Consider the following 19,820-nt stretch of genomic DNA (forward strand, 5'->3'; position numbering starts at 1 on the left):
TCATTTTAAGGTAAATACTCTATTTTGGCTACGATGAGTCTTACCACTTCTTCTTTTTCTGCCTTTACCATGGCTTGGTGGTAGTCGTTAGGAAAGAATAAAAAGAAAAAGTCGGGTTTTGAATCTACGTATTTAATCTTTTTTGCTTGATAGTGAATCACATCCGGCTTATACTCTGTGATGGGTGTAGCGTCTTTGACCTTAACTAGCCCGAAACGCTCGGTTCCTTTTGCTACATACTGCAAGTCAATGTAATGACGGTGAGATTCTACTTTGCTCTTGCTTGCATCTCGTGTTTGGCTATCAGATACTTTGATAAAGCAACGTTTGCCATCTATTTCGTAGGTTCCTTGTGGCATGGTAAGTAAGTCGTTCTCGCCCAACCATCGAAACATTTTATCCCACAATTCTTTGTTCTTCTGATACTGAGTGGCAAACTCAATAGAGTTGGTTGCTTTGTATGGCACGGCTTTAAATCCGTTAGACCATTCTCCTTTATGACACCATTGGCATGCCTTTTTCTTGCTCCAAGGGGTGCTTTCAGCTTGAACATTCGATAAGAAAGCGCAAAAAGCGAAGACTGAAGCAACACATAGTATGCGGCTTAAGAAAGATTTGTTTTTCATTTTGCGAAGTTTTTTATTCAGATATTATTTTAATGTAAAGCTTACGTTGTCTCCAAAAAGATGGATGATTGAGTAATTCTATTCTTCAGGTTACAAATGTAGAGACTTATTTCTTTTCTTTCTCCGATATGAGCAGAAGTTTATCACCAACATGCAATTTTAGACTACCGTTGGGTATCAAAAATTCATCTCCACGCTTAACTATCATTACCAGTGTACCTTGCGGCAGATTCATGTCTTTCAAATTTTTAGCTTCTTCAATCATCTCGGAAGTAACGACCATATCCGAGAGTTTGGAATCTATCTCTTCGGGCAGTTCTACGCCGAATTCATTACCTGTCTTTTCGAGAGGAGAGGAGAGATGCAGCAGGCGAGCTACATAAGAGACTGTTGTGCCTTGCAAAATCAGTGATATGATCGTAATAAAAAATACAATATTGAAGATAGCCTTAGAACCTTCTACATTTGCCACCACAGGATAGGTGGCAAAAATAATGGGCACAGCTCCGCGTAGTCCTACCCATGAAACAAATAAGCGTGATTTGAATTTCATTTTTCTGAAAGGGAGTAGGCTTATAAATACACTAAGTGGACGACCTACAACAATCATAAAGAGACCGATTAGCGTGGCTATAATAGCAACTTGTAGCATCTCGTGCGGGTTGACCAGCAATCCAAGAGTAAGGAACATAATGATTTGGAACAACCAAGTGAGTCCGTCCATAAAGGTGGAAATTTCCTTTCGATAAGGAATTTTATTATTTCCTACCAGCATTCCCGCAATGTACACGGCTAAATAACCATTTCCATTGAGGCGATCTGTGATGGCAAAGGTGAAAAAGACAAATGCTAGTAGTAAGATTGGATAGAGTGATTGATTATCAATATTTATTTTATTAAGGAAAAGGATAATCAATTTGCCTAGTAAATATCCCGCCGCACCGCCTACAATGAACTGAATAGCAAAAGTTCCTAATATTTCTCCGATGCCCATACCACCCAATTGAATGAACTGAATGAGTATGATGGTGAGCATATAAGCCATAGGGTCATTACTTCCACTTTCCATCTCAAGCATGGGACGAAGATTGTGTTTTAGATTCATCTTCTGAGAACGGAGTATGGCAAATACGGATGCGGAATCTGTGGATGACATAGTAGCAGCTAATAGCAAAGAGGTAGTAAGAGGGAAGCATATATTAATGAAACTCATGCCGGAGAGTGCCCAGATAAATAATCCCGTGAACAGGGTCGTAAGCAGTACTCCAAGGGTAGAGAGGACAATGCCGTGTGGAAGGATGGGGCGTATTTCGGAGAACTGAGTACCCATGCCACCCGAAAAAAGAATGATGCTTAGAGCAATCATGCCAATGGATTGTGCTTCTTTGGCATTGTGAAATTGTAACCCTAGACCATCACTCCCGAAAATCATACCTACTACTAGAAATAAGAGAAGGGCAGGTATTCCAAACCGATATCCGGTCTTTCCAAAAACAATGCTGACAATTAATAAAACAGAACCAATCAGTAACATATTTTCTGCAGAAAAGAGCATAGGCGATAAATATAAATATGGTTTATAAATTGTTTTTTTTATTGTTATTGCGCTAAGTTACTTCTTTCTTTCAAAATAAAAAAGTGCGTTTAATATTCATTTTTTAATAAAAGTGCTTCTGAATGGCTTTAATATACTATTTTTGTTCTCTAAAAACAGATTTTATCTTTATTTATGGATTCAAACAATCTTTCTCCTTTGCGTAAAGGGGTGGTAGGAATACAATTTCTTTTTGTGGCTTTTGGTGCTACGGTACTTGTACCTTTGTTAGTGGGTCTCGACCCTTCTACCGCTCTTTTCACTGCTGGTATTGGTACTCTTATTTTCCATTTGGTAACCAAAGGTAAGGTACCTATTTTCTTAGGCAGTAGTTTTGCTTTTATCGCACCTATTATTAAAGCTACTGAGCTTTATGGATTGCCAGGCACGCTATCAGGTATGATGGGAGTAGCTTTGGTTTATTTCCTGATGAGTGCATTGGTTAAATGGCAAGGGATCAGATTCATCGACCGTTTGTTTCCACCTATTGTCATTGGCCCTGTAATAATGCTCATCGGCTTGTCATTGGCTGGTACAGGCGTAAATATGGCTAAAGATAACTGGATATTGGCATTGTTATCTCTGATTACGGCTATTTTGGTTTCTATACGAGCTAGAGGATTATTTAAACTGATACCTATCTTTTGTGGTATTATAGTGGGATATGTGGCCGCATTATTATTTTTTGATGTCGATTTATCTGGTGTGCGAGATGCTGCTTGGTTTAGCTTACCTCCGTTTACATTCCCTGCTTTTTCGTGGGAACCAATATTGTATATGATGCCTGTAGCCATAGCACCTGTGATAGAGCATATCGGTGATGTATATGTGGTCAATACGGTGGCTAAAAAAGATTTTGTGAAAGACCCTGGTTTGCATCGCACTTTGTTGGGTGACGGATTAGCTTGTTTTGTTGCAGGGTTTCTTGGCGGTCCTCCTGTTACCACTTATTCTGAAGTGACGGGTGCTATGTCTCTCACTAAGGTCACTAATCCTCAAGTTATCCGTATAGCTGCGGTTACTGCTATTATCTTCTCGGTCATAGGAAAAGTCAGTGCTTTACTTAGATCTATACCTAGTGCTGTGTTGGGAGGCATTATGTTGTTACTATTCGGAACTATTGCTTGCGCGGGAGTTACAAACCTTATTAATTGCGCTGTAGATTTGAGTCGCACGCGTAATATTATTATATTCTCACTGACACTGACGGTAGGTATTGGCGGTGCAGTATTAACATGGGGTAATTTTTCTCTTTCGGGCATTGGACTTGCTGCAATTGTGGGTGTGCTACTTAACTTGCTGTTACCTCAAGAAAAGGCATAAGAATATTGAAATTGCTATGTAGGCATACTAAATTTTAATGCCTATATTGTTTAAAATATTTACAAATTGTTTTATTCCGTTGAGTTCGGAACTTCAGCTTGGTGAAGACACGTCTTCACCAAGCTGAAGTAGTTAATTCACCACGCTGAACTAACTAGTTTTATAAATCCTTCTCACAAGGCTTGTAAAGGCGTTTTTAAATTTAAACATTTCTTGCTGTTTAGTCCAAATGCGTATACAAAATAGTTTAAGTCCATCTGCTATTTTGAGTGCAAACTTTCTTGAACCATACTTTTGCAATTTCCTCTTGCATGTTTACTTTAGCTTAAAAACGTTGCAATGTCTTCGTCGGCCGTACTGATGCCACCAATGCCAAAATTATCGACAAGCACTTGGGCTACATTAGGAGATAGAAAAGCCGGTAGGGTAGGACCCAGATGGATTTTTTTCACACCTAAGTGAAGTAAAGCCAGTAACACAATAACAGCTTTTTGTTCATACCAGGCAATGTTATACACTATGGGTAAGTCATTGATATCTTCTAGCCCGAATACTTCTTGTAACTTCATGGCGATTACTGCAAGGGAATAGCTGTCATTACACTGACCGGCGTCGAGCACACGTGGGATGCCATTGATATCACCCAACGGCAGTTTATTGTAACGGTATTTAGCGCAACCTGCTGTGAGAATCACTGTGTCTTTTGGTAACTTCTCTGCAAACTCAGTATAATAACTACGACTCTTCATCCGTCCGTCGCAACCCGCCATAACAAAAAACTTGCTGATAGCTCCGCTCTTCACAGCATCTACCACTTTATCAGCTAAAGCCAACACTTGTGCATGGGCAAAACCACCTACTATAGTCCCCGTTTCTATCTCTACCGGCGGCTGACAACGTTTGGCGTGTTCTATAATAATGGAGAAGTCTTTCGGTTGACCATCTTTACGTTCTGGGATATGTATTGCACCCTCTAAACCCGAAGCGCCGGTTGTGTAGATGCGATCTTTATAAGCTGCTTTTGAAGTGGGAGGTACGATGCAGTTTGTAGTAAAGAGAATGGGACCGTTGAAACTTTCAAATTCTTCTTTTTGTTTCCACCAAGCGTTTCCGTAGTTTCCAGCCAAGTGTTTGTGCTTCTTCAGATGTGGATAATAATGAGCAGGAAGCATTTCGCTATGCGTATACACATCAATGCCTGTTCCTTCAGTTTGTTGCAGTAACTCCTCTAAATCTTTCAGATCATGTCCACTGATAAGTATTGCCGGATTGTTGCGTACGCCGATGTTAACTTCGGATAGTTCCGGATTGCCATAATGACTGGTGTTAGCGGCATCTAGTTGAGCCATAGCAACTACACCGTATTTTCCGGTTTCCAATGTAAGAGCAATCAATTCATCGACAGAAATATCTTCGCGAGTGATTTCGGCTAATGCACGTTGCATAAATGAAAAGATTTCAGGATCGGCCGAATCTAAGTTATAGGCATGCTCTGCGTAAGCGGCCATACCTTTAATGCCATAGTGCACCAATTCTTTTAATGAACGTATATCTTCATTTTGAGTACGAAGTACACCCACGCTTTGCGATTTTTCTTCAAATTCCTCTTCGGTCCCGTTCCATGTACATTCGTCCGGTGCATTGGATAACGTTATCTTTTGTGCCAGATTGTTTCTCAGAACTAGTCCATTCTTTATTTTCTCTATAATGGCTGCTTTGTCGAAGTTGGCATTGGTGATGGTGATAAAAAGGCCATCGAATACAAATTTATCAGCCTCTGCAGAAGGTTTTCCTATCTTGCGAAGCTCTTGATTATAGACTGCAACACCTCTCACTACGAACAATAGAAGATCTTGCATATTGGCTACTTCTGGCGTTTTTCCACACACACCACTTAGTATACAGCCGGTACCTTTTGCGGCTTCTTGACATTGAAAACAGAACATACTCATAATCTTTACGTATTAAGTGTTTTAGTAACTTTAATGCAAAGATAGAGCGGTGCGGAGAGTTATTTTGTAACCAAGGTTACAAGAAGGGTGTTTTCTTAGATCAATAGCCTTATTCTTAGCTTAAAAAGAACACAATTTCCTCCCTTTAGCTGATAGTTCTTTTCTCTAAAGTAAAAGAGCTGCCTCTTTACGAGGTAGCTCTTTACACAAAAACATACAAGCTAAACAAGAAAAATTAAAATATAATCTTTAGGGTTACTTGGAACATTCTTTTTTAAGTGTTTCAATCCATTGATCAATTCGTTCGTCGCTTTTGTCATCCTCATTTACATCATCCAGAGCCAAACCAACAAATTTGCCATCTACTACAGATTCTGATGAGTCAAAAGAATATCCTTCGATATCTGTTGCTCCGCAGAATGTGCAACCAGTATCTTTCAATTCTTCATAAAGAGCTCCCATGCCGCCGCAGAAGGTATCACTATATGATTCTGAATCTCCACAACCGAATAAAGCAACATATTTGTTAGATATACCTGCTTTTTTTAGCACTTTTACGCCATCATACCAGTCGTCTTGTAACTCACCGTCTCCCCAAGTAGATGTACCTAGTAATAAGATATCATACTCCTTAACGAGTTCTTCTTTTATTTTAGCTGCATCATGTATATCTGCTTTAGCAAGACCTAATTTTTCTCCTATTTTGCGCGCTATTTCTTCAGTGGTTCCGGTAGTAGAACCATAAAATATACCTATTTTATTCATGATCTAATTTGTTTTTTTATTATTATGTTGCAAAGATACACTAATTCGAAGAGGTGGAGAATCACTATTTATAGTGATTTATTGACCTGCCGGTAATCATTTATAGTGATTACGGAAAAAAATACCTAATAATGGTGATTGTGTGCGCACAAAATAATGTGTTAATTTGTTGTGCTAATATTAAATAGGTATTTTATGAACAAATTGCAGAAATATAAACCTACGGACAAGATGAGCGATCTCATTTGCAATAACTATTCATTATTACAAGTAATGAGTCGTTTTGGATTGTCTTTAGGTTTTGGCGACAAAACAGTGAAAGAGGTTTGTACTATGAATAATGTAGATTATTCTACATTTCTTACAGTAGTGAATTTTGTAGAAGAAGGCTTCTCTCGGATGAATGATGAAACTGAAGATATATCCATACCGGCTTTGGTCGATTACCTCCGACAGACTCATCTTTATTTTCTTGATTTTTCGTTACCTAGTATACGTCGGAAATTAATTGATTCCATTGATTATTCAGAGAAAGATGTAGTATCTCTTATTCTTAACTTCTTTGACATATATGTGCGTGAGGTTAGAAGACATATGGAATATGAAGAGAAAACGGTTTTTAGATATGTCGATGATTTGCTTCAAAATAAGACCCAGAAAAATTATCAGATATGTACTTTTTCTAAGCATCACGAGCTCATTAGCGAGAAACTTACGGAACTGAAAAATATTATCATCAAGTACTGTCCTTCGAAAGCAAACAATAATTTATTGAATGCTGCTCTTTTCGATATTTTTGCTTGCGAAGAAGCACTGGACTCACATTGTAAGGTGGAGGATTATCTGTTTGTTCCTGCTATTTTGAAACTCGAAAGGAGGCTTGGTAATGATGAAAAATAACGAAACAATTCGGATTGGCATTGCAGAAACATCTGTTATTATCCGTAGTGGATTGACCGTTGTTCTGAGGAGGTTACCGAATCTTAAAATTCAGCCGGTAGAATTAGGATCTACTGATGCTTTAAATGACTGTTTGCGTACTCAACCGCCAGATATTTTGATTGTAAACCCAGCGTTTGGCAATTATTTTGATGTAGCTCGCTTTCGTGATGAAGCTTCGGGAAAAGGTATTCGTCTAGTGGCTCTGATTAGTTCATTCATAGATTCTGCCCTATTGACCAAATATGATGATTCAATATCTATTTGTGATGATTTGGAGACTTTATCAAATAAAATTAGTCGTTTACAAAATATTGCACCGGATGAGGAGAATGATAATCAAGAAACTTTAAGCCAGCGTGAGAAAGAGATAGTGGTTTGTGTAGTCAAAGGGATGACCAATAAAGAAACTGCTGAGCAACTTTTTTTATCTATTCATACAGTGATTACTCACCGACGAAATATTAGTAAGAAGTTACAAATACATAGTGCCGCCGGCCTAACTATTTATGCAATCGTTAATAAGCTAATCGAAATAGGAGAGATACAGAATTTATAAGGTTCTTATGACTTTCTTGGAATCTCTTCATGGTTTTGGCGGAGGATAACATGAAATTCTTTCGCACAGGAGAATATAGCAATTGCCAAGTACACTGCTCCCTTTTTGTAAGAAGTCGTGTAGCTTGGCTTTTTTTGATTATTTACTTCAAATAGTAGTGATTCACCGGATTTAATGTATCGTCAAGTTCATAGACTTGAGGAACACCTGTTGGTATTTCTAAACTTACGATTTCTTCGTCACTAATTCTATCCAGGTACTTTATTAGTGCTCTAAGACTATTTCCATGAGCGACTATAAGCACAGTTTTTCCATCGAGCAGAGCAGGAGCAATGCTGTCATACCAGAAAGGAAGTACACGATTGATAGTAAGTTCTAATGATTCTCCCAAAGGAAGCATGCTTTGGTCAAGTTTCTGATATTTAGATTCTAAAGAGGCGGACCGGTCATCATCAACAGGTAGCATGGGAGGAGCAATATCATAGCTTCTTCTCCATATATGAACTTGCTCATCACCGTATTTCTCGGCTGTTTCCGCTTTGTTGAGGCCTTGCAGTGCACCATAATGACGTTCATTCAATCGCCAATGATGGATTTCAGGTATCCACATCTGGTCAGCTTCCTCTTGCAAAAGATGTTGAGTTTTAATAGCCCGTTTTAGTACTGATGAAAACGCTATATCGAATGTTATTCCTGCTTCTTTTATTAATTGTCCGGCTCTACGGGCTTCTTCTTCTCCTTTTTCACTGAGAGCTACGTCGGCCCATCCGGTAAAACGATTTTGTTGATTCCATTGGCTTTCGCCATGTCTTACTAAAATTAGTTTCTTCATAATTGGTTCTATCTTTAATAATTGTACTTATATATAACATCTCTGAGAAAAGATTGTTTTTTAGCTTTTGTTAACTAATGTTAGAAAAAATAAAATCCCGACGAAATCACTTCGGCGGGATTTATCTAATTTTATTTTATGTGGCTACGTAATAAAATTATGACTAATTAATTAAATTCTGATAGTGCAAAGATAAAGGGATTATACATAGTACGCAATCCCTTTTATATGGTATATTTTAGCCTTTTACTAACTATATGTAGTTACGTGGTAGCTTATTGGGGATTCTTCTCCCACATCTGGGTTTCAAAATTGTACCTTTTGATTATGCGAGCGGGGATTCCTGCACAGACGCAATAAGGAGGGATGGAATGTTTCACTACACTGCCGGCAGCCACAATGCAATGTGTCCCGATTGTTACTCCCGAAAGTATCACTACATTAGCCCCTATCCAAACATCATCAGCAATAGTGATAGGGTCCGTTGTTACACCTTGTCCGTCGATAGGTACGTCTACCTTCTCGAAGTTATGATTGAGGCCACTTATAGTGATATTTTGTGCCAGATTAACATGGTCTCCGATGGTAACCGGACCGATAATTGTATTTCTCAACCCAATGCGCGTATAGTTGCCAATGATTAAATCACCCACGGCATTGTTCAGACAACTGAAATCTTCGACTACAGAATAACTCCCTAAAGAAAATAAGTTGAAGGGTGGCAGATCTTTGCGTACACTATGGTAAATAACCGATCCTTTGCCTCGTTTGAGATAGATGAAGTAGAACAGTCGAATCCACCATTGAGGTCTCGCCTTAGTGGGGTGCATAATGAGGCGGTGAAGTATCTCCTTCAAAATCGGATGGCTATTTATTTTTTGTTTTAAAGTAAATAGATTCATGTTGCTATAAGGTTTTTACTTTAATTTATGGGGTATATTGATGAATGCAATGATTCCTTTATAAGTAGCTGCGGCAAGATCTGCTCTTCCTTTCGTCATGAATTGAATACTGTTTTTACTTGCTGCTATGGTACTCAGATAAACGATTGATAACCATTTCGTTATCCCTCTTTTATGCCTCCAAGCATACAATAGTCTATTACGCATCATATAAAAGGTTCGTAATGGGCTCTCTTGTCCGGTGCTTTGGCTTTCTTTATGAAATACGGTGCAATTACCATTATACCATATTTCATATCCTTCCTCTTTTAATTTTGTACTCCAATCAATTTCTTCATAATAAAGAAAGAATATTTCGGGCATTAGACCTATTTGATCTATTGTTTTTTTTCTTATCATTAACGCAGCCCCATGCGCATAGGCTGTTTTATATTGGAGATTATATTGCCCTTTGTCTTTTTCACCCAAGCCAATGGCCTTATTTCTTAGCGTAATATTGCTTAATGTGGTGTAGCCTGCATATTGAATGTTTTGTTTTCCGGCTGCGAAGCATATCTTTGGGCATACCATTCCGGCAGAAGGATTTTCTTGGAAACTGTCTATTAAATAGTGAAAACAGTCACTTGTAATGTAAGTGTCATTATTTAGGAGGAAAATGAATTCTCCCTTAGCTTGTTTAATACCTAAGTTATTTCCTCCTGAAAAACCTAGATTACTTGGGCTGGCAATTACGTTTACAACTGGATACTTCTCTTTAAGTAAGGATGCTTCGTCTTTTTTAGATGCATTGTCTACCACAATGATTTCGTAGCTAGTTGAATGTATGTAGGCTTGGATAGATTCAATTAGCTCGGATGTGTCATTTAGACCATTGTAGTTAATCGTTACAATAGATATCAGAGGACAAGAGGGATCTTTACACATCTTCCTTTTGAATGAATGCAGTTAGAGTTCTCAAAATTATTTTTATATCTAACCAGAAAGAGAACGTTTTTGCATATCGTATGTCGAGCAGTTTTCTCTCTTCAGCCGATAATTTGCCAGATTCTCCTCTCTTTTCAACTTGCCACAATCCTGTAAGTCCTGCGGGAGCCATAAAACGATCTATATACTCGTCACTGGTTAGTAGTTCTGCTTCATAGATAGGTAAAGGTCGATTGCCGACAATAGACATATCTCCTTTCAGAATATTGATGAGTTGCGGTAATTCATCTATGCTATATTTCCTTATGATATGTCCCACTTTCGTAATTCGAGGATCATTTTCCAGCTTCATGAAGGCATTCTTCTTTTCTATACTTTTTTGATTAATATAGTCATGTTCGGATATCAAAAAATCGTCAGACACAAGAACGATCTCTTCATTTAAGAGTTTTTTGTTTTCTTCGGAAAAGTCTTGCGAGGCTTCTTCTAATTGATACTGATTAAGAGAATTTAAATCCTTTAATCGTTTATCGGCATTGGTATACATAGAACGAAATTTCAGGAAGTCGAAAATTAGATAATTACTGCCAACTCGTTTTGACTTGTAGATAATACTTCCTTTACTTTCTAGCCTGATAGCAACTGCAGTGAAAATTAAGATGGGTGACAAGCAAATCAGTGCTGTGCAAGAAAACAGAATATCAAATATTCTTTTCCAGAGGGGGAGTTTAAACGTTTGAATAGAAACGTTCTTATCCCGTTTGTTTGCGTTTAGTTTTCTTTTGTTTATATATTCACTTAAAAAATGGATAGATTCCTTATCGGCCAGAGAAGAAATCGTGTTGCATATTCCTGCTTTTAGATATTTTAAAGCTTCATCTTTCTCCAGCGACTCTGTGACCAATATCATATAAATTCTAGGATATTTTTTCTTCAGATAGCTAATATCTGAAAGGTCTTTATGAAGTGTCTTTTGTTCATACAAGAGTGATATTTCATCTTTTTCTTTTATACTATCAATCAGCTTTGTCGCTTTGGTACACGAAGATGTGGCACAAAATATACCTTCGGACATTTTAGAATAATGTTCAATAGTCTTGCTGTTTTCTCCAATGTATATGAGGTATTGCATAGATGAGTTTTACTCTATTATTTTCTTAATTCGTACTTTTAGCTCAAGCGGGTTAAAGGGCTTTAGTATGTAGTCTGCAGCTCCTTCTTCTAATAGCCTAATCCTTTCAGTAGTACTTTCTTCGCTAGACAGCATGATGATGGGAATTGACTTGAATAATTCATTTTTCTTCATGTAGCTAAGAAATTCGTCCCCTCTCATTTCAGGCATACGAATATCAGAGATTATTAGATCGGGCATTTCCCCTTTTTGTAAGGACTCGATAGCTTTGATCGGATTTTCAAAATAAGTGAAATCATATTCTGCACTGAGATAAATAGATACAACTTTACCAATAGAGGCTTTATCGTCAATAAGTACAATTTTTTTCTTCATGATAATATCAGAGATTTGATGTTTTTCCTTCGATGGTTATACTATGCTTGTTCTGTATACTCGCAAAGATATATAATCTTTTTAAAAGTTAATAGATTGGTTTCGATATTTGTTCAGAATGTTAGTGTTATACGCATAAAAAAAAACGGGAAAAGCTTTTCCCGTTTTTTTTTATATTGGAATTTTGTTTTAATACGTTTTATTAGAATCAAATGTATTATACCAATCTTGGTCTTGAGCGCCACCAGTCTTTAACCAATTAGAGAATTTGCTATATACATCGGTGATTTTTTTATATTCCTTAGGATATTTAAAGTCTTTAGGTACAATGATTCCCCATGCAAGATTGTCTTGGCTAATATAATATTTATTGCTTGATACAGAAGAACCATCATTATTGTTACCAAAATATGTTGTGTTAGCTTTATCTGTAGGTTTATAGCCAGCTACATGAATTTCTTTTCTACTATCGCTTCTTCCATCTGTGATAATGAAGAAATTTAATTTGCTATTAGCAAAATCGGCAGCAGTAAGAGTTGTGTTATCAAATTTGATTGAGACATTAATACTAGGTGTGTCGTTTACATTATTACTACTTCCATCTACAGTGTTTACGAAGGTATAGGTAGAACTGCCTAATAACTTATGGGCATCAGCAAATAATGGAATAACAGCTTTAGTTTGTCCTTTCTCAATATTCATTGACGTGAAATCAAATAGAGTGGTAGGCTGCTTATTGTATTCTACAGCCTGAGTTATATTAGAAGCTGAAACATTATCCAATTGTAAGCCGGCAGCTAATACTTTAGTTGCTCCAGTAGCCTCAAGCTCTATTTCGAACTTAATTTCTTTTACAGTGTTATTACTATTTACTTTTATCGTTTTTTTGTTTAGTTTTAACACGAGGTCATTCATGTCATAATCTCCATATAGAGGCCATTGATCTTCGAATATATAGGTATAATTAGTGTTATCTTCGACACTGATTGGGAATGTGGGGTTCGTAGGATCTGTTCCTGGATTACCTCCATTAACTGTTCCTGTGCAAACCTCAATAATAATGCTTGATGTGCCATATGCGGCCATTTGGGCAGGACTATTTAGATAATAATTGTTCCACCATGGGCTCAATGCTGGATGGTTATCCACTTCTACCATTAGATTACCGTTGTATGAAAATCCTTGTCCCATCATAGTCGGAGCTTTCAGTATGGACCAATCAGTAGAACCTCCATTGTAAGTATCTGCATTGGTTGTATGGTTTAATGTATTTGTTGCTTCAAGCATTGAACCATTACTGAAGTTTATAATGGCTCCATCTATAGTCAAGTCTTGTGCTTTAATATAGCCTTTGTTTAAATTAACAGTAGAACCGCTAATCTTTGCTGTAGACTTACTTTCAATATAACAATTATTATAAATGATACTCTTATTCCAATTAGTTATTTTATCAAAAGTCATTTTCCCATCATTTGTAATGACTGCATCACTGTTGGTCTCCATATCAGCGGCAGATATTTCTCCACTATTGGTTAATGTCGAGTTTGAGGGTATTGATAGTTTGCCACTGAGCGTAATTACTCCTTCATTTTGTATAGGTGAAGTGCTATTGAAGGACGCATTTTTAGCTTTAATAGTGCCTTTAGTGTAGAATAAAGCACCAGAGCTCGCTGTAAAAGTATTTGTTATATTGGCCGTTCCCCAGTTTTTAAATTCATTGCCAGTATCACTTAATGTCAGAATATTAACATCTACTGTTCCACTAGACATTATCGTTAGATATGAAGTATTTACAAATTGTAAAGTATGCGTAGTCTCTATTTCTCCACCAGCCATAACTATAACTTCTAGACCTGATTGTACGGCGAAATCTGATGGAATATTCCATGTGCCTGATATATATAATTTTATACCACTAAACGTTCCCCAGTGAGTGAATGTTCCATTATAAGTACCTGTAATTTTATAGTTACTATTAGCTTGTAATACAGTGCCTGAATTACTACTGTTAATTTCGGTAGCACCAGTAGGAATTGTTGTATAGTCTGGCATAGTTACAGTAGCTCTGGTCGAAACAGATCGAGTGGCTACACTTGCTTTTGTGCTAGTAGTTGTTGTGCTGAAATTGCATGAAATATTTTCAGCAACCGGATACTGTTTAATAACACTTCTTCCTCTTGGGTCAGTTTGTTGAACATAAATGTGTCCAAGAGTTTTTGGAACCACTATTTCAGTAGAATATGGTTCTCCTGATTTAGCTACTCCAGCTGCTAATGTATTAACTATAGTATCAGTGGCTAATGGATTATTATCGAATATTTTCACAGTATAATAGTACTGTCCGCTATATTCATCATTAACATCCACAGTTACTTTGCTGGTTACTGTCGTAGAGAAGTCAAATCCGTTAGGAGCAGAGAGGTCGCCTAGTGGATTTTCTGTTTTTATGCTCGAATCATAGACATCTTTTTCAGAGTCAATACAGCTAATAAAGGCTGTAGATTGTGCTAATAACACGATGGCAATTGCTTGTTTTGCTGTAATTTTCATATCAATTCACTCTAAATGTTTAGTTATAAAGACTATAATAATCTTGTTCTTTTATGAGTATGCGACAAAATTACGACAAATCTTTAATTGAATAATGAAAAATATTGCGTTTTGTTGACTAAGTTAACTTATTTTATGTTTTAAATGGATGAATATGACAACTTTGAATGAGAAAGCAATAAATACCCTTAATCATTCTATTTATGGATTATACGATATATACTGTTAATTTGAAATTTACTAAAGTTGTATATTCTGTCTATACTGCCAATAGAGATCTATTTTATACGGGCATTGAAAGTATTGCTAATGCTTTGTTTTACTTATTTCTCCCGAAATAGACGAAATCATTTTGTATCTTACTTCTTGGTTGCTTAATTTATGACCTAATAGGAACATCAGTTTTGTGAGAGCCGACTCGGGAGTACTGTCATAACCACTAATCACGCCAGCCTGAAGTAGCTGAATGCCCGTTTCATAGCGCTCCATCTCTACAGCTCCTGAAGAACACTGGGTGATGTTGACTATAATGATGCCCCGATCGTTTGCTTCTTTTAATTCACGGATAAACCATTCCTTCTGTGGGGCATTGCCCGATCCAAAGGTTTTTAGTACAACTGCTTTGAGGCCGGGCACATGCAGCAGGGCAGAGACTATGCTTTCTTGTATTCCCGGAAATAGTGTGAGTATCACAACATTGGTATCGAACAGGAAATGAGGTTTTAGAGGTTTTGTTGTGTCTGGTTTGCGAATTAGATTAGACTCATATTTAATATGTATGCCTACTCGTGCCAGCGGTGGGTAGTTATAAGAACGAAAAGCATTGAAATTTTCAGCATTAATTTTGGTCGTCCGATTGCCTCTCATTAGATGATTTTCGAAAAAGATGCAAACTTCTGGTACCATAGGAGTGTCATCGGGGTTCTTTGCTGCGGCAATTTCGATGGAGGTGATCAGATTTTCTTTTCCGTCTGTACGGAGTGTGCCGATGGGTAGTTGTGAACCTGTGAGTATAACTGGCTTGTTTAGATTTTCAAGCATAAAACTCAAGGCAGATGCGGTATAAGCCATAGTATCTGTGCCATGTAAAATGACAAAACCATCAAAATAATCGTAATTGTAATTGATTATTTTTACCAACTTTGCCCAAAAAGCCGGTTCCATATCTGAAGAATCAATAGGTGGATCAAACTGATAGGACGCTATTCGATAATTAAATTTTTTGAGCTCCGGTACATGTTTAAGTAGGTGATCGAAGTTAAAATTTTCCAGAGCACCAGTCTCTGAGTTCTCGATCATTCCGATTGTTCCACCGGTGTAGATTAATAAAACTGAAGGGTATTTAGTAATCATATACATGGTTGTTTCTGTTGATTCGTGTGCAAATATACGATTTAATAAGGAGTCTGGAAATAAATATATGAGTGATTACTTTTATAAGCTTTGTTTCTGGATGAGTTTTTAATAAAAAAGCGCAGATTACTATTAATTATATAATAATCTGCGCCTATAGATATTAATCTATGTTTTGCCTAATCAGACATTTTAGTCTTTAAGTCCCTGAATTAATTTCACAATAGCTTTTTCCGGATCTTTTTCTTCATCTAGCAAAGTAATAAAGCGACTGCCTATTATAGCTCCTGTAGCAAATTCGCATGCAGCTCTGAATGTTGTTTTATTGCTAATCCCAAAGCCGACCATACGAGGATTACGTAGTTTCATGTCTTCAATTCTTTTGAAGTATGCACGCTTTTGACTATCAAAATCTTGTTGGGCTCCTGTAGTAGATGCTGAAGAGACCATATAAATGAATCCGTCTGTATGATCATCTATTTCGCGTACTCGTTCATCGCTAGTTTCGGGAGTGATGAGCATTATTATGCGTAAACTGTAGCGTTCTGCTATCAAACGATAGCGTTCGTGGTAATCTTTAAAAGGAAGATCGGGGATAATCATTCCATCGATGCCACTTTCTACACATTTCCGACAAAAGCTTTCAAAGCCAAACTGAAGGATTGGGTTTAGATAGCCCATCAATATTAATGGAATTTTCACATTGCGACGGATGTTACGCAATTGCTCAAAAAGAATCTTAAGAGACATTCCGTTCTCTAATGCTTTAGTGGCAGCATTTTGTATCACAACGCCGTCGGCCATAGGGTCGCTGAAGGGTATGCCTATTTCTATCATGTTTACTCCGTTTGCCTCTAATGCGCGAATAACATCTACAGTTCCTTCGAGCGTAGGGTGTCCTGCGCAAAAATAGATAGATAGAAGATCTTTCTTATTACTGTTGAATAAATGATTAATTCTGTTCATTGTTTCTTATATTTGAAATATTTCTTTTTCTAGATTTGCTGTAGGAAGCTTTCTAGTCTTTTTATGTCTTTCTTACCAGGGGCTAACTCAAAACGGCTGTTAAGGTCGAATCCTATTAGTTTCGGGGCTGTGAATTCCTTTAAAGCTTTGATGCTATAAAGATTGATGCCACCACTTAATAAGAATGGAGTCTCTCCAGTGTATGATTTTAGGAGATTCCAGTCAAATTGGTTACCAGATCCTCCATGTTGCTGAGACTTAGTATCGAATAGATAGTAGTCGCAATACCCTTCATAAGCTTGGGCCGCTAGTACGTCTTTTTCATTACTTATTGAAAATGCTTTGATGAGGTGTAACCCTTTTAGCTGTAATGAGCGGCAATAACTCGGTGATTCTTTTCCGTGCAACTGTATGTACTCTAAGTCGAAACGGTCGGCCATGGTTTGTATCATTTCTTTGGTTTCATTGACGAAAACACCTATTCGCTTTGCTTTAGTGGGCATATATTGAGGCATTTCGGAAACACAGCGAGGTGATTTATGATAAAAAATGAATCCTATCATGTCGACCCCTAACTGCTCTACTTCTCGAATATTTTGAGCTTCGCGCATACCGCATACTTTTATCAATTTACCGTTTATCATCTCGAATGTTTCTTTTACACGTTAATTTGATGAATGAATGTTCGCAACACTTCTCCAGGATTATCGACTTTCATAAATGTTTCTCCTATAAGAAACCCTCTAAACCCGCTTTTTTGAAGTCTTCTTACTGTTTCGGGGTTGGAAATGCCACTCTCGGATACCAAAATAGCTTCTTGAGGGAGTTGCTCAGCCAAGCGGAAGGAGTTTTCAACATCAGTAAAGAAAGTACCCAAATTTCGGTTATTAATGCCTATTACGTCTATATTTCTGCTAAGGTACGACAATTCTTCGATATTATGTATTTCCAGCAGTGTTTCTAATCCCAACTGGTGTGCTTTTTCGGCCAAAGCATGGCAGACTTCTTTTTCGAGCGCTGCGGCAATTAATAAGATAGCATCGGCCCCAACAATTTTTGCTTGATAGAGTTGATATTCGTCGATGATAAAGTCTTTACGCAATATTGGTATGTTTACCAAAGGGCGTGCCATTTTGATATCTCTCAAGCTGCCACCGAAGAATTTTTCATCAGTCAAAATGGAAATGGCTGCTGCTCCACCGGATTCATAAGAGGGAATGATTTCTTCAATTGAAGCACTTTCTTTGATCCATCCTTTGGATGGTGAACGACGTTTAAACTCGGAGATAATTCCGGAGGATGAAGCAACTAAAGCTTTACTTAAAGAGTGTTGAGTTTGAAAATTGTCGAAGCTATCCTGCAACTGTTCAATAGTTATAGTTCGCTTCTGTATATCAACCTCGAAACGTTTATTAGCAATAATCTCAGATAGTATATCTTTCATTTCATTAGCTGTTTAGTTCAATGTATGTTTTCAATGTTTTAAGTGCTTTTCCACTTACCAAAGATTCTCTGCTTATGTCCATGCATTCAAATACTGTTTTTTCAGGATGAATAACATTGATTGCGAAAGCAGAATTGACAATTACCACATCTCTTTGTGCTTCAGTTGCTTTGTTATTCATCACATTATCAAATATTTTGGTTGCATCTTCAACTGTAGCTCCTCCATCAAGATCTATTTCTTTATAACGTGTGAAGCCAAGAGATTCGGGTGTATATATCTTCTCATTTCCATTGGTTGCTACTTTGAATTCTGAAGTCAATGATATTTCGTCGTATCCGTCCAGACTGTGAACGACTGCAAATTTGGTAGAGCTTTCTTGATAGGTGTAGTTGTATAGGCGGAGTAATGCGAGATTGTACACACCGAGTAGTTGGTATTTGGGGAGTGCTGGATTGACTAAGGGACCTAGCATATTAAAAAAAGTACGTACAGCAAGTGCTTTTCGGACCGGAACTACTGCTTTCATGGCTGGGTTGAACAAGGGTGCATGTAGATAAGCAATATTACACTTCTCCATGTTACGGCGCAGTTTGTCGTTGTCGTTGGTAAACTTGATGCCGTGTTGTTCCATCACATTGCTTGCTCCGCTCACTGAGGTAGCACCATAGTTGCCGTGTTTTACTACAGGAAAGCCAGCACCTGCTACCACGAAACAGGAAGCCGTAGAGATATTAAAGGTGTTTTTGCCATCACCACCGGTGCCAACAATGTCAATTGGCTCAAATTCGTCTAATTTTATAGGAAGGCGCATCTCTAGAAGAGCATCTCGAAAACCACAAAGTTCTTCTACGGTGATGTTGCGCATCAGGAAAACGGTAATAAGTGAGGCTACTTGTGCCTCATTATATTTCCCCTGTGCAATGTTTTGTAGTATTTCTCTAGCTTCATCTCTTCCCAAGCATTGGTGCCCAAAGAGTTTATATAATATTTGTTTCATCGATTTATAAGCTTAAGAAGTTTTTAATAATAGTTTTTCCTTGCGGAGTCAGAACCGACTCGGGATGAAATTGAATGCCATATACTTTGTAATCTTTGTGACGTAATGCCATAATCTCTCCCTCATTGCTTTCTGTAGTTATTTCCAGACAGCTTGGAAAGTTGCTTTTACTTACAATCCAAGAGTGATATCGGCCTACAAGAATTTCGTTCTTGAGATTGCTGAATAGCACATCTTCTTTTAGTATTTGTACGGGTGTCTGTACGCCGTGGTGTACTTCTTTCAGATTCTCGAGCGTACCTCCAAAAGCTTCTCCTATAGCTTGATGACCAAGGCAGACACCTAGTATCGTTTTAGTAGGAGCGTAGCGCTTAATGATGGGGAGAAGCAATCCTGCTTCTTCGGGAATGCCCGGGCCTGGTGAAAGAATGATTTTATCAAAGCGTTCAACTTCGTCAAGTGCTATTTGGTCGTTGCGTATAACTTCAACATCGGTTGCTCCTAATTCTTTTACCACATGAAGTAGATTGTAGGTGAAGGAATCGTAGTTGTCCAAGAGTAATATTTTCATTTTCTCAATTATT

General features: G+C 37.6%; 19 protein-coding genes. 3 read left to right on the forward strand and 16 right to left on the reverse strand.

Annotated elements, in window-relative coordinates; translation table 11 throughout:
* Positions 1-5 precede the first annotated feature (5 nt).
* Together BQ5338_RS08580 and BQ5338_RS08585 are read right to left on the reverse strand one after the other, a co-directional pair.
* Positions 6-626, reverse strand: a complete 621-nt coding sequence (locus tag BQ5338_RS08580) for a NanQ anomerase/TabA/YiaL family protein (protein ID WP_071146392.1) — start codon at positions 624-626, stop codon at positions 6-8.
* A 106-nt stretch (positions 627-732) separates the two neighbouring features.
* Positions 733-2,181 carry a potassium/proton antiporter gene (locus BQ5338_RS08585; RefSeq protein ID WP_071146393.1) on the reverse strand — a complete coding sequence of 483 codons (1,449 nt, stop codon included), beginning with the start codon at positions 2,179-2,181 and terminating at the stop codon, positions 733-735.
* A gap of 174 nt (positions 2,182-2,355) precedes the next feature.
* Here BQ5338_RS08585 and BQ5338_RS08590 point away from each other — a divergent pair, with 174 nt between their 5' ends.
* Entirely contained in the window at positions 2,356-3,543 is a 1,188-nt protein-coding gene (locus tag BQ5338_RS08590) for a uracil-xanthine permease family protein (RefSeq protein ID WP_071146394.1), read from the forward strand.
* 320 nt (positions 3,544-3,863) lie between these two features.
* Here the strand turns inward: BQ5338_RS08590 and hcp are convergent, their stop codons facing one another.
* Both hcp and fldA read right to left on the reverse strand, forming a co-directional pair.
* Complete coding sequence (gene hcp / locus BQ5338_RS08595) at positions 3,864-5,495, reverse strand: hydroxylamine reductase (protein ID WP_071146395.1); 1,632 nt, start codon at positions 5,493-5,495, stop codon at positions 3,864-3,866.
* 255 nt (positions 5,496-5,750) lie between these two features.
* Positions 5,751-6,260: a flavodoxin FldA gene (fldA, locus tag BQ5338_RS08600; RefSeq protein WP_071146396.1), complete on the reverse strand. Its 510-nt coding sequence runs from the start codon at positions 6,258-6,260 to the stop codon at positions 5,751-5,753.
* A 195-nt stretch (positions 6,261-6,455) separates the two neighbouring features.
* Between fldA and BQ5338_RS08605 the strand changes: the two genes are divergently transcribed.
* Positions 6,456-7,160: a hemerythrin domain-containing protein gene (locus tag BQ5338_RS08605; RefSeq protein ID WP_071146397.1), complete on the forward strand. Its 705-nt coding sequence runs from the start codon at positions 6,456-6,458 to the stop codon at positions 7,158-7,160.
* Positions 7,150-7,758: a response regulator transcription factor gene (locus BQ5338_RS08610; RefSeq protein WP_071146398.1), complete on the forward strand. Its 609-nt coding sequence runs from the start codon at positions 7,150-7,152 to the stop codon at positions 7,756-7,758. Before BQ5338_RS08605 ends, BQ5338_RS08610 begins: the two co-directional genes overlap by 11 nt.
* A gap of 142 nt (positions 7,759-7,900) precedes the next feature.
* Here BQ5338_RS08610 and gpmA read toward each other — a convergent pair whose 3' ends face one another.
* From gpmA to BQ5338_RS08670, 12 genes are all read right to left on the reverse strand, one after another.
* Positions 7,901-8,590 carry a 2,3-diphosphoglycerate-dependent phosphoglycerate mutase gene (gpmA, locus tag BQ5338_RS08615; protein ID WP_071146399.1) on the reverse strand — a complete coding sequence of 230 codons (690 nt, stop codon included), beginning with the start codon at positions 8,588-8,590 and terminating at the stop codon, positions 7,901-7,903.
* 275 nt (positions 8,591-8,865) lie between these two features.
* On the reverse strand, positions 8,866-9,492 hold the full coding sequence (locus tag BQ5338_RS08620) for an acyltransferase (protein ID WP_071146400.1): 627 nt from the start codon (positions 9,490-9,492) through the stop codon (positions 8,866-8,868).
* Positions 9,493-9,507: 15 nt separating this feature from the next.
* Positions 9,508-10,416 carry a glycosyltransferase family 2 protein gene (locus tag BQ5338_RS08625; protein WP_071146401.1) on the reverse strand — a complete coding sequence of 303 codons (909 nt, stop codon included), beginning with the start codon at positions 10,414-10,416 and terminating at the stop codon, positions 9,508-9,510.
* The gene (locus BQ5338_RS08630; protein ID WP_071146402.1) at positions 10,409-11,548 is read right to left on the reverse strand and encodes a sugar transferase; all 1,140 of its coding nucleotides are present in this window, start codon (positions 11,546-11,548) and stop codon (positions 10,409-10,411) included. Before BQ5338_RS08630 ends, BQ5338_RS08625 begins: the two co-directional genes overlap by 8 nt.
* Before the next feature lie 9 nt (positions 11,549-11,557).
* Positions 11,558-11,923 carry a response regulator gene (locus BQ5338_RS08635; RefSeq protein WP_071146403.1) on the reverse strand — a complete coding sequence of 122 codons (366 nt, stop codon included), beginning with the start codon at positions 11,921-11,923 and terminating at the stop codon, positions 11,558-11,560.
* 189 nt (positions 11,924-12,112) lie between these two features.
* Entirely contained in the window at positions 12,113-14,473 is a 2,361-nt protein-coding gene (locus tag BQ5338_RS08640) for an LruC domain-containing protein (protein WP_071146404.1), read from the reverse strand.
* A 306-nt stretch (positions 14,474-14,779) separates the two neighbouring features.
* Positions 14,780-15,826, reverse strand: a complete 1,047-nt coding sequence (locus BQ5338_RS08645; protein WP_071146858.1) for an asparaginase — start codon at positions 15,824-15,826, stop codon at positions 14,780-14,782.
* 192 nt (positions 15,827-16,018) lie between these two features.
* Complete coding sequence (gene trpA, locus BQ5338_RS08650; RefSeq protein ID WP_071146405.1) at positions 16,019-16,792, reverse strand: tryptophan synthase subunit alpha; 774 nt, start codon at positions 16,790-16,792, stop codon at positions 16,019-16,021.
* Positions 16,793-16,821: 29 nt separating this feature from the next.
* Positions 16,822-17,436: a phosphoribosylanthranilate isomerase gene (locus BQ5338_RS08655; RefSeq protein WP_071146406.1), complete on the reverse strand. Its 615-nt coding sequence runs from the start codon at positions 17,434-17,436 to the stop codon at positions 16,822-16,824.
* Between the two features lie 14 nt (positions 17,437-17,450).
* Positions 17,451-18,236: an indole-3-glycerol phosphate synthase TrpC gene (trpC, locus tag BQ5338_RS08660; RefSeq protein WP_071146407.1), complete on the reverse strand. Its 786-nt coding sequence runs from the start codon at positions 18,234-18,236 to the stop codon at positions 17,451-17,453.
* Positions 18,237-18,240: 4 nt separating this feature from the next.
* The gene (trpD, locus tag BQ5338_RS08665; protein WP_071146408.1) at positions 18,241-19,236 is read right to left on the reverse strand and encodes an anthranilate phosphoribosyltransferase; all 996 of its coding nucleotides are present in this window, start codon (positions 19,234-19,236) and stop codon (positions 18,241-18,243) included.
* A 4-nt stretch (positions 19,237-19,240) separates the two neighbouring features.
* Positions 19,241-19,807 (reverse strand): anthranilate synthase component II, encoded by a 567-nt coding sequence (locus tag BQ5338_RS08670; RefSeq protein WP_071146409.1) that lies wholly within the window; start codon positions 19,805-19,807, stop codon positions 19,241-19,243.
* Positions 19,808-19,820 lie beyond the last annotated feature (13 nt).

The sequence above is a fragment of the Bacteroides ihuae genome, assembly GCF_900104585.1.
GTDB lineage: Bacteria > Bacteroidota > Bacteroidia > Bacteroidales > Bacteroidaceae > Bacteroides > Bacteroides ihuae.